11 protein-coding genes are annotated in these 14,593 nt (G+C 73.7%); 7 read left to right on the top strand and 4 right to left on the bottom strand.

The window, feature by feature from the left end:
- Positions 1-38: 38 nt before the first annotated feature.
- Entirely contained in the window at positions 39-1,670 is a 1,632-nt protein-coding gene (gene pruA, locus ABTZ58_RS31530) for an L-glutamate gamma-semialdehyde dehydrogenase (protein ID WP_351364067.1), read from the bottom strand.
- A gap of 37 nt (positions 1,671-1,707) precedes the next feature.
- Entirely contained in the window at positions 1,708-2,634 is a 927-nt protein-coding gene (locus ABTZ58_RS31525; protein WP_351364064.1) for a proline dehydrogenase family protein, read from the bottom strand.
- 152 nt (positions 2,635-2,786) lie between these two features.
- On the opposite strand from ABTZ58_RS31525, the gene ABTZ58_RS31520 reads away from it, so the two are divergent.
- The 6 genes from ABTZ58_RS31520 to ABTZ58_RS31495 all read left to right on the top strand — a co-directional run bounded on the left by ABTZ58_RS31520 (position 2,787) and on the right by ABTZ58_RS31495 (position 10,538).
- Positions 2,787-4,109: a PucR family transcriptional regulator gene (locus ABTZ58_RS31520; RefSeq protein WP_351364061.1), complete on the top strand. Its 1,323-nt coding sequence runs from the start codon at positions 2,787-2,789 to the stop codon at positions 4,107-4,109.
- Between the two features lie 101 nt (positions 4,110-4,210).
- Positions 4,211-5,512, top strand: coding sequence for a vanadium-dependent haloperoxidase (locus ABTZ58_RS31515; protein ID WP_351364058.1), 1,302 nt, complete (start codon positions 4,211-4,213; stop codon positions 5,510-5,512).
- A 125-nt stretch (positions 5,513-5,637) separates the two neighbouring features.
- Positions 5,638-7,131, top strand: coding sequence for an ABC transporter substrate-binding protein (locus ABTZ58_RS31510; RefSeq protein WP_351364055.1), 1,494 nt, complete (start codon positions 5,638-5,640; stop codon positions 7,129-7,131).
- Positions 7,128-8,891, top strand: a complete 1,764-nt coding sequence (locus tag ABTZ58_RS31505; protein ID WP_351364052.1) for an ABC transporter permease subunit — start codon at positions 7,128-7,130, stop codon at positions 8,889-8,891. The genes ABTZ58_RS31510 and ABTZ58_RS31505 overlap by 4 nt, the downstream gene beginning before the upstream one ends.
- Positions 8,881-9,849: an ABC transporter ATP-binding protein gene (locus tag ABTZ58_RS31500; protein WP_351364049.1), complete on the top strand. Its 969-nt coding sequence runs from the start codon at positions 8,881-8,883 to the stop codon at positions 9,847-9,849. The genes ABTZ58_RS31505 and ABTZ58_RS31500 overlap by 11 nt, the downstream gene beginning before the upstream one ends.
- Positions 9,846-10,538, top strand: a complete 693-nt coding sequence (locus ABTZ58_RS31495; protein WP_351364046.1) for an ATP-binding cassette domain-containing protein — start codon at positions 9,846-9,848, stop codon at positions 10,536-10,538. The genes ABTZ58_RS31500 and ABTZ58_RS31495 overlap by 4 nt, the downstream gene beginning before the upstream one ends.
- Here the strand turns inward: ABTZ58_RS31495 and ABTZ58_RS31490 are convergent.
- Positions 10,513-11,091: a TetR/AcrR family transcriptional regulator gene (locus ABTZ58_RS31490; protein WP_351364043.1), complete on the bottom strand. Its 579-nt coding sequence runs from the start codon at positions 11,089-11,091 to the stop codon at positions 10,513-10,515. The genes ABTZ58_RS31495 and ABTZ58_RS31490 overlap by 26 nt on opposite strands.
- 86 nt (positions 11,092-11,177) lie before the next feature.
- Between ABTZ58_RS31490 and ABTZ58_RS31485 the strand changes: the two genes are divergently transcribed.
- Complete coding sequence (locus ABTZ58_RS31485; RefSeq protein WP_351364040.1) at positions 11,178-12,734, top strand: MFS transporter; 1,557 nt, start codon at positions 11,178-11,180, stop codon at positions 12,732-12,734.
- Positions 12,735-12,771: 37 nt separating this feature from the next.
- Here ABTZ58_RS31485 and serA read toward each other — a convergent pair whose 3' ends face one another.
- Complete coding sequence (gene serA, locus ABTZ58_RS31480) at positions 12,772-14,361, bottom strand: phosphoglycerate dehydrogenase (protein WP_309095631.1); 1,590 nt, start codon at positions 14,359-14,361, stop codon at positions 12,772-12,774.
- Between the last annotated feature and the right edge of the window lie 232 nt (positions 14,362-14,593).

Raw genomic sequence — 14,593 nt, 5'->3', positions numbered from 1 at the left:
CCGGGCCCGAGGGCCCGGCCCGCCGGTGCGCTCGGGTCTCAGCCCATGTGCGGGTAGGTGTAGTCGGTCGGCGGGACCAGCGTCTCCTTGATGGCGCGGGTCAGGGTCCAGCGCATCAGGTTCTGCGGGGCGCCGGCCTTGTCGTTGGTGCCGGAGGCACGGCCGCCGCCGAAGGGCTGCTGGCCGACGACGGCGCCGGTGGACTTGTCGTTGATGTAGAAGTTGCCGGCCGCGTAGCGCAGCTTGTCCGCCGTGTAGGCGGCGGCCGCGCGGTCGTTCGCGATGACCGAGCCGGTCAGGGCGTAGTCGGAGACGGCCTCCATCTGGGTCAGCATCTCGTCGTACTTGTCGTCCTCGTAGACGTACACGGCGAGGATCGGGCCGAAGTACTCGGTGCGGAAGACCTCGTTGCCGGGGTCGGTGCACTCGATGACGGTCGGGCGGACGAAGTAGCCCTCGGAGTCGTCGTAGGTGCCGCCCGCGACGATCGTGCAGGAGGCGTCCTGCCTGGCCCGGTCGATGGCGGCCTTGTTCTTGGCGAAGGCGCGCTCGTCGATGACGGCGCCGATGAAGTTCGACAGGTCGGTGACGTCACCCATCCTGATGCCGTCGACCTCGGCCGCGAACTCCTCCTTGAAGCCGGAGTTCCAGATGGAGGCGGGGATGTACGCCCGGGAGGTGGCGCTGCACTTCTGGCCCTGGTACTCGAAGGCACCGCGGGTCAGGGCCGTCTTCAGGATCGCCGGGTCGGCCGACGGGTGGGCGACGAGGAAGTCCTTGCCGCCGGTCTCGCCGACCAGACGCGGGTAGGTGCGGTACTTCTCGATGTTGTTGCCGACCGTCTTCCACAGGTACTGGAAGGTCTTGGTCGAGCCGGTGAAGTGGATGCCGGCCAGCTCCCGGTGTTCTAGGGCGACCTTGGAGACCTCGATGCCGTCGCCGGTGACCAGGTTGATGACGCCCTTGGGCAGGCCGGCCTCCTCCAGCAGCTGCATCAGCAGCACGGCGGCGTGGGTCTGCGTCGGGGACGGCTTCCAGACGACGACGTTGCCCATCAGGGCCGGGGCGGTGGGCAGGTTGCCGGCGATGGCGGTGAAGTTGAAGGGCGTGATCGCGTAGACGAAGCCCTCCAGCGGCCGGTGGTCCAGCCGGTTCCACACGCCCGGGGCGTTGGCAGGGGGCTGCTCGGCGAGCAGCTTGCGGGCGTAGGAGACGTTGAAGCGCCAGAAGTCGACCAGCTCGCAGGGCGTGTCGATCTCGGCCTGCTGGGCGGTCTTGGACTGGCCGAGCATGGTGGAGGCGGCGAGCGTCTCGCGCCAGGGGCCGGCCAGCAGCTCGGCGGCGCGCAGGATGATCGCCGCGCGGTCGTCGAAGGACAGCGCGCGCCAGGCGGGCGCGGCGGCCAGGGCCGCGTCGATGGCGTCCCGGGCGTCCGCCTGCGTGGCGTTGCGGTAGGTGCCGAGCACGGCCTTGTGGTTGTGCGGCTGGACGACCTGGAAGGCCTCGCCGCCGCCCATGCGCTTCTCGCCGCCGATGGTGCAGGGCAGGTCGATGGGGTTGTCGGCCAGCTCCTTCAGCTTGGCCTCCAGCCGGGCCCGCTCGGGCGAGCCGGGGGCGTAGCCGTGCACCGGCTCGTTGACGGGGGTGGGGACCTGGGTCACAGCGTCCATGTTTTCCGTAACTCCTTAACTGAGCGGCGGTTCGGTCTCAGCCCTTGGTGAGCATGCTTCGGGCGAAGAAGCGCAGGTTGGCCGGCTTCTCCGCGAGGCGCCTCATGAAGTAGCCGTACCAGTCGGTGCCGTACGCGGTGTAGACGCGCATGCGGTGGCCCTCGGCGGCCAGCCGGAGGTGCTCTTCGGCCCGGATGCCGTAGAGCATCTGGAACTCGTAGTCGCCGGGCTTGCGCCCGGCCCGGTGCGCCAGCTCCTGGGCGATGGCGATCAGGCGCGGGTCGTGGGACCCGATCATCGGGTACCCCTCGCCCTCCATCAGCGTCCGCAGGATCCGCACGTACGCCCGGTCGATCTCGTGCCTGTCCTGGTACGCGACCGAGGCGGGCTCCTTGTACGCGCCCTTGACCAGGCGGACCCGGCTGCCGCTCGCGGCGAGGCGGCGGGCGTCGTCCCCGGTGCGGAAGAGGTAGGCCTGGATGACGCAGCCGGTCTGCGGGAAGTCCTTCCGCAGCTCCTCGTGGATGGCGAACATCGAGTCGAGGGTGGTGTGGTCCTCGGCGTCCAGGGTGACCGTGGTGCCGATCTCGGCGGCGGCCTCGACGACCGGCCGGACGTTCTTCAGGGCCAGCTCGTGGCCGTCCCGGAGGGCCTGGCCGAACATCGACAGCTTCACGGACATCTCGGCGCGGGTGCCGAGCTCCAGCGGCTTGAGGCGGTCGATCAGCTCCAGGTAGGCGTCCCGGGCGGCGACGGCCTGCTCCGGGCTGGTGATGTCCTCGCCGACGACGTCCATCGTGAGCTCCAGGCCCTGCCCGGCGAGGTCCCGGATGACGGGGACGATGTCGTCGACGTCCTCGCCGGGGATGAAACGGTCGACGACCTGCTTGGTCACCGGAGCCGCCGAGATCAGACGTCGCATCCGGTCGCTGCGGGACGCGGCGAGAATCACGGGACCCAGCACGGGGCACCTCCAGAGCACAGGCAACGTGAGGGCCGTATCCCAGGCGGATGATGCCTCGGGTACGGCACGGAGAACCACCGTGAAACCTAAGGATCCCTCCGATCGTCGGCCATCGACAGCTGTCACGCATCCGTGCCGCGGATCTCAGACAGATGTATGAAGGCGCCCCGGTGGTGGGGGACAATGCCCGGGTGACGCCGGAACACAGGGGTGACTACCAGGAGCTGGTCGACGAGATCTCGGAGCTGCTCGGCGCGCCCGCGACGCTGGAGAACCGCGACTTCGAGCTGATCGCCTTCGGGGCGTACGACAGCGAGGGCGACCTCGATCCGTCGGCCCTGGACCCCGTGCGCACCCGCTCGATCCTCACCCGCCGCTCGACCGCGGCGGTCCGGGCCTGGTTCGAGGGCTTCGGCATCACCCGCGCGACGGGCCCGGTCCGTATCCCTCCGACTCCCAAGGCGGGCGTCTACCGCGGCCGGATCTGCCTGCCCGTCCGCCACCGGGGCGTGGTCCACGGCTACGTCTGGCTGCTGGACGACGATCCGGGCCCGAGCGAACGGCAGCTGTCGGCCGCCATGGCGGTGACGGCCCGGATCGGCGCCCTGCTCGCCGACGAGGCCCAGCACGGTGCGGACCTCAGCCGCGAGCTGAGAGCGGTGCTCACCGCGGAGCGGGACTGGCAGCGCGACATGGCCGTCGCCGAGCTGCGCACGGCGCTCGGCCCCCGGGCCGACGCCCCGCACACCGTGGTGTGTGTCGCGCCCTGGCCCTCGGCCGACCCCGACGACGCGCCGTCGGTGCGCACGATGCCGGGCGCGGCGGCGCTGTGCACGCTGCCGTGGGGGACGTCGTCCCAGTGCGTGGCGGTCCTGATCCGGCTGCGCTCGGCGGACGTCCTGACCCCGGCGACGACGGCGGCGGGACGCCTGCTGGAACGGGCGCGCGGCGCGACGGCCCCAGGCGCCGACGGGGGCGGCACGGCGGGTGGCCCCGCGCGCCCGGCGGTGAGCACCGGCCCGCACGCAGCGGCCGGCCCGGCCGCCGGTGTCGCCACCGCCACGTCCGGGCTCGCGGGGCTTGGAACCGCGTGGCGGGAGGCGTCGGCGGCGGCCCGTGCCGCGCTCGCGGAGCCCCGGCTCGGGCCGGTCGCCGAGTGGACGGCGATCGGGCCGTTCCGGCTGCTCACGGCGTTGCCGCCGGAGGTGGCCCGGGACCCCGCCGTGCGGACGCTCCTCTTCCCCGCCCACCGGGAACTCGCCCGCACCGCCGAGGTCTACCTCGACTGCGCCGGGCAGGCCGCCCGGGCCGCCGCCGAGCTGGGCGTCCACCGCCAGACGCTGTACTACCGCCTGTCCCGGATCGAGAAGCTGACCGGCCTGGACCTCGACGACGGCGAGGACCGGCTGCTGCTGCACATGGCGCTGAAGGGAGCCCGGCTCTCCCCCGGTGAGGCCACAGGGCCGTCCGGGTGAGACCCGTCGCCCGCACGGGCGGTTCACGCGACGGACCCGTGCCGTCGCACACCCGCACGGTCACGGTTCTCCCGGTGTGCCATCGGCTGGGAGGAGCTCACGTGCGGAACCGACATGCCTGGTCTGCGACGCGAACGGCGGTGGCGGGACTGGCCTGCGGGGTGCTGGCACTCGCGCTGCCGGTCCCGCAGGCGAACGCCCGGCCCGGCCCCGACGGCCCGGGCGCCCACCGGGACGAGCGGAGCGCCGCCGTCGTCCTCGACTGGATGCGCACGGCGGACGCCGTCATCGACGCCGAGGCCCGCCCCGGCCCGGCGGAGACGTTCGTCTGGCAGGCGTACGTCTCCACCGCCGTCTACAACGCGGTCGTGGGCGTCGAGGGCCGCTTCGCGCCCTACAAGTGGGACGGACGGGCGCCCCGTACGGCCTCCTCCGCGGCGGCCGCCGCCGCGGCGGCGCACCGGATGCTGCGCCACCACTTCCCCGCCGCCGCCCAGCGGCTGGACGACGCCCTCACCGGCACCCTCGCGGCGATCCCCGACGGCAGGGCCGAGGACGAGGGCGTGGCGTTCGGCCGCCGCGCCGCCGCCCATGTCATCGAGCTGCGCCGCGACGACGGCCGGGGTGCGCCGGTGTCCTTCCCGGCGCGGCCGCGGCCCGGCGTCTGGCGGCCCACCCCGCCCGGTCACGAGCCGTTCGCCGGCGCCTGGCTCGGCCGGATGCGCCCCCTGCTGCTGGACTCCCCCAGCCGCTTCCGCCCCGGCCCGCCGCCCCCGCTCCGCTCCGCCCGGTACGCCAGGGACCTCCACGAACTGGCGGCCTACGGAGGGCGGACCGGCTCCCACCGCACCCCCGGGCAGACGGACACCGCGCGGTACTTCGTCGCCCTGGACCTCCAAGGGGCCCTGGGCGACCACGCCACCCGCCACGGCTTCGACATCGCCGAGACGGCACGCCTGTACGCGGCGGCCAACACGGCCCAGGCGGACGCCGTGATCACCGCCTGGGACGCCAAGCTGCACTACGGCACCTGGCGGCCCGTCACCGCCCTGCGCGAGGCGGACACCGACGGCAATCCGGCGACCCGGCCGCACCGCCACTGGGAGCCGCTGCTCACCACCCCGGCGCACCCCGACTACCTCAGCGGCCACGCCACCATGGGCGGCGCGCTGATGCGGATGCTGACCGGGGTCCTCGGCACCCCCCGCGTCGACCTGCGCATCCGGTCGGCCACCACCGGCACGACCCGCCACTACCGCTACGCCTGCGACTACGAACGGGACGTCAGCGACGCCCGGGTCTGGGGCGGGATCCACACCCGCACCGCCGACGAGGTGGGCGTCACCACCGGGCACCGGCTGGCCGACTGGGCGCTGCGGAGGTACTTCCGCCCGATTCCCTGATTCCTCCGGCAACGGGACCGCGAGAGATCAAGGGCACACTTCTGAAAATGATTGTCATCATGCTACGGTCGTGGCGCGTTCAACCATTGACCTGCCCTTGACCTTGCCTTGACCGAGGTGTCCCCGTGCGCGTCCCCGCCCGTCCGCTCCCCCTCGTCGCCCTCACCGCGGCTTCCGCCCTGCTCACCGGCTGTTTCTCCGGCGGGCAGGCGGCCACGGACGACTCCGGGGCGGGGGGTGGGCGCATACGCGTCGCGATGATGCAGCCACCGCGCTCGGGGCTGTCCCCGCTGTCGGACGACGCCTTCAAGCTGTCCCGCTGGTCGACGGCGGAGACGCTGGTGAAGCTGGACGCGGACGGCGACGCCGAGCCGGCGCTGGCCACCGGGTGGGTGCGCTCCGGCCGGAGCTGGACCTTCACCCTGCGCGAGAAGGTCACCTTCCACGACGGGACGAAGCTCACCGCCGAGGCCGTCGTCAACTCCCTCACCCGGGCCGCCGCGGCCTCCCCCAAGCCCCGCATCCTCGACGGTGTGGACCTGACCGCGAAGGCCGACGGCGACAAGGTCACCGTCACCACCGCCACCGAGGACCCCCTGGTCCCGCAGCGGCTCAGCTCCCCGCAGCTGTCGATCCTGGCCGCCAGGGCGTACCGGGGCAAGACCGTCGACCCCGTCGGCGCGGGCACCGGCCCCTTCGAGCTGACGAAGGTCGACGGCACCTCCGCCGCCTCCCTCGACCGCTACGACGGCTACTGGGGGAAGAAGGCCGAGGCACCCGGCATCGACGTCCGGTTCGTGCCGGACGGCACCGCCCGCGCCGCCGCCCTGCGCAGCGGCGAGGCCGACATCGTCGAGGCGGTGCCGGTGTCGCAGGCCGCCGTCCTCGACCAGGACCTGATCACCGAGGTCCCGATGCCGCGCACCAACACCCTGTACCTCAACACCCAGAAGGGCCCCTTCAAGGACCCGGCGCTGCGGGCGGCCGCCCGCGAGGCGATCGACGCCGAGTCGATCGTGAAGGGCGTGTACGAGGGACGCGCCGACGTAGCCGAGGGGCTGCTCGGCCCCGCCCTGCCGTGGGCGGCCGAGCTGCGGAAGCCGGTGCGGCGGGCCGAGGCCGGCGACCCGGCCGGCCGGACGATCACCCTCGGCACCTTCACCGACCGCGCCGAGCTGCCCGAGGTCGCCGCCGCGCTGCAACAGCAGCTCCAGAAGGCCGGGTTCAAGGTGAAGCTCGACGTCCGCGAGTACGCCAACATCGAGTCCGACGCGCTGGCGGGCCGGTTCGACGCCTTCATCCTCTCCCGCGCCACCGTCCTCGACTCCGGCGACCCGGCCGCCTACCTCTACAGCGACTTCGCCTCCGGCGGCTCCTTCAACATCTCCCAGCTCGCGGACCCGGCCGTGGACAAGGCCCTGCGCAAGGCCGGCGAGACGCCCACCGGCGACGCCCGGCGCAAGGCGGTCATCGCCGCCGAGGCCGCCGTGCTCGGCACGGACGCGGCCGTGCCCATGCTGCACGAGCGCGTCATCCAGGGCGACGCGCCCGGCGTGTCCGGCGTCGCCCACGACCCGCGCGAGCGGGAGCTGGTCACGGCGGACACGCGCGTCAGGTGAAGGCGCGCACACGGCGTTCGGCCGGCCCCGCCGCGCTGACCCGCCTGCTCTGCCTGGCCGCCGTGCTGACCGCGGTCGGCCTGCTGCCCTGGCTGTCCGGCCGGGATCCCGCCCTGGCCCTGCTGCGGGCCCGCTCCGCCGAGCAGGACCCCACCGAGGAAGCCCTGGACTCCGTACGGCGGGATCTGGGCCTGGACGCCGGTCCGCTGTCCCTGCTGGGCGGCTGGGCCGCCGACCTGCTGCGCGGCGACCTCGGCACGTCCTGGGTGTCGGGCGCGGAGGTCCTGCCCTCCGTGGCCTCCGGGCTCCAGGTGTCGCTGGCGCTGATGGGCGCCTCGCTGGGCGTGGCGCTGCTGCTGGCGTGCGCGCTGGTCGCGCCGGTGCTGGTGCGCGGCCGCGCCTCGGCCGGGGCATGGGCCGCGATGCTGGCCGCCGTGCCCGAGTTCCTGCTGGCCACGGTCGCGCTGCTGGTCTTCGGGGTGTGGCTGGGATGGCTGCCGACGTCGGGCTGGGCGGGACCGCAGAACATGGTCCTGCCCGCCGTGGCCCTCGGCATCCCCGCGGGCGGGCTGCTCGGCCGGCTGGTCGCCGACGCGCTGCCCGCCGTGCTCGACGAGCGGTGGGCGGAGCTGTGGCGGGGCGCCGGGGTGAGCCGGGCGCGGATCGCGGGGGCGGCGCTGCGGCGCGCCCTGCCTCCGCTGGTCCCGCAGTTCGGGATGGTCGCCGTGGGGCTGGCCGGCGGCGCGGTCGCCGTGGAGACGGTGTTCGCCGTGCCGGGCATCGGCCGTACCGCGCTGGGCGCGGCCAAGTCGCAGGACCTGCCGCTGCTCCAGGGCTCGGTGCTCGCGCTGCTCGCGCTGGGCCTGGTCACGGGCGCTCTCGCGGCGCTCGTCCGGCGCCGGCTGCTCGGCCCGGCCCTGCGGGACGCCTCGCTGGCCCTGCCCCCGGCACGGCCGGTGCGTGCCCGCCCGGCGATCCCGCTGTCGCTGTTCGCCGTCCTCGCGGTGACCATCGGCTGGGGCCTGCTGCGCGATCCGTACGCCGTGCACACCGAGGCCCGGCTGGCCGCGCCCTCCGTTGCCCATCCGCTCGGCACCGACGGTCTCGGCCGTGACGTCCTCGCCCGTCTCGGCCACGGCGCCGCCGCCACGGTCGGCACGGCGGCGGCCGTCTGCCTGCTGAGCCTGCTGGTCGCGCTCGCCCTGGGCTTCCTGCCCCGGGTCGCCGAGGGCGCCGCGGACATCGCCAACGCCCTGCCCCCGGTGATCGTCGGCATCCTCGTCGCCGCCGCCGTCGGCCCCGGCACCGGCGGCGCGGCCCTCGCGGTCGCGCTGATCTCCTGGCCCGCCCTGTCCGCGCACGCGGCGGCGCTGGTGCGGGAGGTGCGGGCGTCGGCGTTCCTGACCGCCCAACGTGCCATCGGGGCGAGCCCGTTGTGGATCCTCACCCGGCACGTCCTGCCGTCGGTGGCCGGGCCGGTCGCCCGCCACGCCCTGCTGCGCCTGCCGGGCATCGCCCTGGCCCTGGCCTCGCTGGGCTTCCTCGGCCTGGGCGCCCCGCCGCCCGCCCCCGAGTGGGGCCTGCTGCTCGACGAGTCCCGCGCCTACGTGGAACGTGCCCCGTGGGCGGCGCTCGCCCCGGCGGTGGCACTGGCCCTGCTGGCGGGGCTCGCCGTGTCGGGCGCGGCACTCACCCGGGGGCGCCGGACAGGACGTCCCGCCCCGGCTCCGGCCCGGAAGGAGAACCCCGTTGGAGCCTGAGGCACTGCTGTCGGTGCGCGCGTTGCGGATCGCCTTCGACGGGGTCGAGGCCGTGCGCGGCCTGTCCTTCGACGTGCGGCCCCGCGAAACGCTGGCCGTGGTCGGCGAGTCGGGAGCGGGCAAGTCCCTCACGGCCCGCGCGCTCCTCGGCATGCTGCCGCGCGGCGCGGCCGTGAGCGGCACGATCAGCCCGGACCTCTCGGCCCACCGGGGCCGCCGCATCTCCCTGGTCCCGCAGGACGCCCTGTCCGCCCTGTCCCCGGTGCACCCGGTCGGTGACCAACTGGCCGCCGCCGTACGGTCGGTGGCGCGGGTGTCGCGCAAGGAGGCCCGGGCCCGGGCGGTCGCGGCCCTGGACCGGGTCGGCATCCCGGACGCGGCGCGCAGGGCCCGGGCCTACCCCCACGAGTACTCCGGCGGCATGCGGCAGCGCGCCGTGATCGCCATGGCGACGATCAACGAACCGGAGGTGCTCGTCGCCGACGAGCCCACCACCGCCCTGGACGAGGAGCGCCGCGACCGGGTGCTGCGGCTGCTCGCCGAGCAGCGTGCGGCGGTCGGCGCCGCGCTCGTCCTGGTCACGCACGACATGGAGGCCGTCCGGGGCCACGCCGACCGGATGCTGGTCATGTACGCCGGGCGCCTCGCCGAACTCGGCCCGGTGGACGAGGTGCTGGCCCGTCCGCGTGCCCCCTACACGGCCGGGCTGCTGGCGTCGCTCCCCCGGCACGCGTCCCCGGGCCGTCGTCTGCCCGCCCTGCGCGGCACCCCGCCCGCCCCGGGCGCGCTCCCGCCGGGCTGCGCCTTCGCCCCGCGCTGCCCGCTCGCGGCCGGGGTTTGCCACACGGCCGAACCGGAGCCCCGGCCGGCCGCCGGCCGTCTGATCGCCTGTCACCGCTGGGAGGAACTGCCCCACCCGGCGGCCGAGTTGTTCACCGAGGAGCGGCAGTCCGCATGAGTGACCCCCTGCTCGACGTCCGTGACCTGGTCGTCCGCCACGGCCGGGTCACCGCCGTGGACGGCGTCTCCTTCACCCTGGCCGCCGGCGAGACCCTCGCCCTGAACGGCCCGTCCGGCTGCGGCAAGTCCTCCACGGCCCTCGCGGTGCTCCAGCTGCGCCGCCCGGACGGCGGCCGGGTCCGCTTCGAGGGGCGGGAGCTGACCACCCTGACGGAACGCGAGCTGCGCCCGCTGCGCCCCCGCATGCAGCCGGTCTTCCAGGACCCGTACGGCTCGCTCAGTCCCCGCCACCGCGTCCGGGACGCCGTCGCCGAGCCGCTGAAGGTCCAGGGCCGCTGGGATCCCGTCGAGGGCCCGGCCCGGGTCGCCGAGCTCCTCGACCGGGTCGGCCTCGACCCCGCCTACGGCGACCGCCGGCCGCACGAGCTGTCCGGCGGCCAGTGCCAGCGCGCCGGCATCGCCCGCGCCCTGGCCTCCGACCCGAGGCTGCTGGTCCTGGACGAGCCGGTGTCGTCACTGGACCCGTCGGTCCGCGCGGGCGTGCTCAACCTGCTCGCCCAGCTCCAGGACGACTTGGGCCTCGGCTACCTGTTCATCTGCCACGACCGGGCGGTCGTCCGGCACATGGCGGACCGGGTGATCGAGATGCGCGAGGGGCGGATCATCTCCGGGCAGCCGCCTCGATGACCTGCCGGAGCCCTTCGGCGAGCTGACCGGCCTCGGGCGCACTCTTCGGATCGAACGTCCACTGCGCCATCAGGCCCATCATCAGGGTCAGATAGAAGTACCCGAGGGTGTCCACCTGTTCGTCCGGCACGTCCTCCTCGGGCCCGCCGTGGAAGAGGGTGACGATACCGCGCGCCCCCTCCCGCTGGGCCCGCGCGAGATGTTCCCGGACCTCCGGCAGCTGGTCCCCCATGGCCACGATCTCCATGCTGAGCCGCCACAGCGAGCCGGGCTCCCGCATGGTCGCGATGATGTTCGTCCACACCTCGGCGAACCGCTCCAGCGAGCCCGGCTCGCCCCGCAGCTCGCCACCACCCTCGAAGGCGGCGGACATCCCCTCCACCATCTCGATGTACGCCTGCGCCAGCAGCGCGTCCTTCGAGCCGTAGTGGTAGCCGATGGACGCCAGGTTGGTGCCCGACTCCTTGACGATGTCGCGCGCGGTGGTGCGCAGGAAGCCCTTGGCCAGCAGGCAGCGCTGGGCGCCTGCGAGCAGATCCTCACGGTGTCCCATGACCCGCCACCCTACCCCCGCATCCAGACAGACGTCTTATACAGACGTACTAGACAAGCGTTTAAGACGCTCGTACAGTCCTGCCCATGACGACGAACCAACCCCCTCCCTCCCTCGCCGGCCGGCGCGAATGGACCGCGCTGGGCGTGTTGATGCTCCCGCTGCTCCTGGTCTCCATGGACGTCTCCGTCCTCTACTTCGCGGTCCCGGAGATCAGCGCCGACCTGGCACCCTCCGGCACCCAGCAGCTGTGGATCTTCGACATCTACGCCTTCGTCCTGGCCGGCCTGCTGATGACGATGGGCGCGCTCGGCGACCGCATCGGCCGCCGCCGGCTCCTGCTGATCGGCGCGGCCGCCTTCGGCGCCGCCTCCCTGGCAGCCGCATACGCCCACAGCGCCGAGGCCCTGATCGCGGCCCGCGCGGTCCTCGGCATCGGCGGCGCGACCCTGATGCCCTCCACCCTGGCGCTGGTCCGCACGATGTTCACCGACCCCGAGCAGCGGGCGAAGGCCATCGCCCTGTGGTCCGGCGTGATGACCGGCGGCGTCGCGCTCGGCTCGGTGATGAGCGGCGTGCTCGTGGAGTGGTTCTGGTGGGGTTCGGTCTTCCTGGTCAACCTGCCGGCGATGGCCCTGCTGCTGGCCCTCGGCCCGGTCCTGCTCCCCGAGTCGCGGGACCCCTCCCCGGGCCGCTTCGACTGGCTGAGCGTGCCGCTGTCGATGGCGGCGGTGCTCCCGGTGATCTACGGCCTGAAGGAGATCGCGTCCGAGGGCTGGAACGTGCGGTACGTCGTCTCGATCACCGTCGGCCTGCTCTTCGCGGCCCTCTTCGTCCACCGTCAGCGCACGTCGGCCTCCCCGATGATCCCGCCGGCCCTCTTCCGCAACCGGGGTCTCGGGCCCGCCGTCGTGCTGAACCTGCTCTCCCTGTTCGCGATGATGGGCTCGGCCTATTTCACCACCCAGTACATCCAGTCGGTGCTGGGCAAGAGCGCCCTCGAGGCCTCGCTGTGGGCCCTGCTCCCGTCCGTGCCGATCGGCATGGCCGCCCCGGTCACGGCCCAGTTGGTGCGCAGGGGCCTGTCCCGCATCGCGGTCGTCACGTCGGGCTTCGTGATCGCCGCGGGCGGCTACGTCCTGCTGGGCGTCGCGGGGCCGGACTCCATGGCGGTGGTGCTGACGGCCTGCGCTGTCCTGGCCTTCGGCATCGTGATGGTGATGACCCAGGTGATGGACCTGGCCATGGGAGCGGCCCCGGTGGAACGGGCGGCCACGGCCTCGTCCCTGATGGAGACCGGCGCGGAGTTCGGCGGCGCGCTGGGCATGGCGGTCCTGGGCTCGATCGGCACGGCGGTCTACCGCCACGAGATGCCCGGCTCCGCCCCGGCCCCCGCCCACGAGACGCTGGGCGGCGCGCTGGCCGTGGCCGAGCGGCTGCCGGGGCGCGCAGGGGACGCCCTGGCGGCGACGGCCCGGGAGGCCTTCACCAGCGGAATGAACGGGGCCGCGCTCGCGGGGGCGGCGGTGCTGCTGGGCGCGGCGGTGTTCGCGGCGCTCACGCTCCGGCGGGTCCCCGGCTTCCGGGGGCCGGACAGACAGAACGCCGGACAGGCCGAGAAACTCAGCCCGTCCGGCGTCTGAGGGACGAACAGGCCCGGGGGCACGGCCCCCGGGAAGGTCAGGCCAGGTTCACCGAGCGGGCGGACGTGGCGCCGATCTCCGCGGCCACCTCGGCCAGCACCGAGGCGGTCACCGTGTCGTCCACGGTGAGGACGGCCAGCGCCTCGCCACCGACGGCGGCCCGCGCGACCTGCATGCCGGCGATGTTGATGCCCGCCTCGCCCAGGATGCGACCGACCGTGCCGACGACACCGGGGCGGTCCTCGTAGCGCAGCACCACCATGTGGTCGGCGAGCGCGAGGTCCACGTCGTAGTCCCCGACGGCGACGATCTTCTGCAGGTGCTTGGGGCCGGCCAGCGTGCCGGAGACCGACACCTCCTCGCCGTCGGCGAGGGTGCCGCGCACCGTGACGACATTGCGGTGCTCGGTCGCCTCGGAGCTGGTGGTCAGCCGCACCTCGACCCCGCGCTCCTGGGCGAACAGGGGGGCGTTCACGTACGACACCGTCTCGTCGACGACGTCCTCGAAGACGCCCTTGAGGGCGGACAGCTCCAGCACCTTCACGTCGTGCTGGGTGATCTCGCCGTAGACCTCGACGTCCAGGCGGACCGCGACCTCACCGGCGAGCGCGGTGAAGATACGGCCCAGCCGCTCGGCCAGCGGCAGACCCGGCTTGACGTCCTCGGCGATGACACCGCCCTGCACGTTCACCGCGTCCGGCACCAGCTCACCGGCGAGGGCGAGGCGCACCGAGCGGGCGACGGCGATACCCGCCTTCTCCTGCGCCTCGTCCGTGGAGGCGCCGAGGTGCGGGGTGGCGACGACCTGGTCGAACTCGAACAGCGGGGAGTCCGTGCAGGGCTCCTTCGCGTACACGTCGAGACCGGCGCCTGCGACCCGGCCCTCCTTCAGCGCCGAGTACAGCGCCTCCTCGTCGACGATCCCGCCGCGCGCGGCGTTGACGATGCGCACGCTGGGCTTGACCTTGCGCAGCGCCTCGTCGCCGATCAGACCGAGGGTCTCGGGCGTCTTGGGGAGGTGGACGGTGATGAAGTCGGAGACCTCCAGCAGCTCGTCCAGCGACAGCACCTTCACACCCATCTGCGCGGCCCGGGCGGGCTGCACGTACGGGTCGTAGGCGACGACCTTCATGCCGAAGGCGGACATGCGCTGCGCGACCAGCGCGCCGATGCGGCCGAGGCCGACGACGCCGAGCGTCTTCTCGGCCAGCTCGACACCCGTGTACTTGCTGCGCTTCCACTCGCCGTTCTTCAGCGCGGCGTTGGCCTGCGGGATGTTGCGGGCGGTGGCGAGCAGCAGCCCGCAGGCCAGCTCGGCGGCGGTCACGATGTTCGAGGTGGGGGCGTTGACGACCATCACGCCGGCCTTGGTGGCGGCGGAGACGTCCACGTTGTCCAGGCCGACGCCGGCTCGTGCGACGACCTTGAGCTTCTTCGCGGCGGCGATCGCCTCGGCGTCGACCTTGGTGGCCGAACGGATCAGGATCGCGTCCACATCGGCGATGGCGGGGAGCAGCTCGGCTCGGTCCGCGCCGTTGCAGTGCCGGATCTCGAAGTCCGGGCCCAGCGCGTCGACGGTGGCGGGCGACAGCTCTTCAGCGATGAGTACGACGGGTTTCGAGCTCACGTGAGTCCTCACAAGTCCAGTGCTGCGGACGGCCGTCCCGACGGCCGCAGGCGGTGGAGGGTGGAGCGGCGCCGGAGAGGTGCGGGTGCGTGCCGGGCGGCGTGGGGGCGTGCCTGCACTTCTCCGGTGTCGCTTGGCCGCGTGGAAGACGCACGACGCTGTGGGCCTGACGCGTATACATGCAGCAGTGTAGTGGTGCGGCGGGGGCCGTTCCGCGTCTCGGCGGAAGGAT

Source organism: Streptomyces sp. NPDC094143, assembly GCF_040303825.1.
GTDB lineage: Bacteria > Actinomycetota > Actinomycetes > Streptomycetales > Streptomycetaceae > Streptomyces.
The sequence above is the reverse complement of the archived record's forward strand: the minus strand, read 5'-3'. Positions and strand labels throughout refer to the sequence as shown.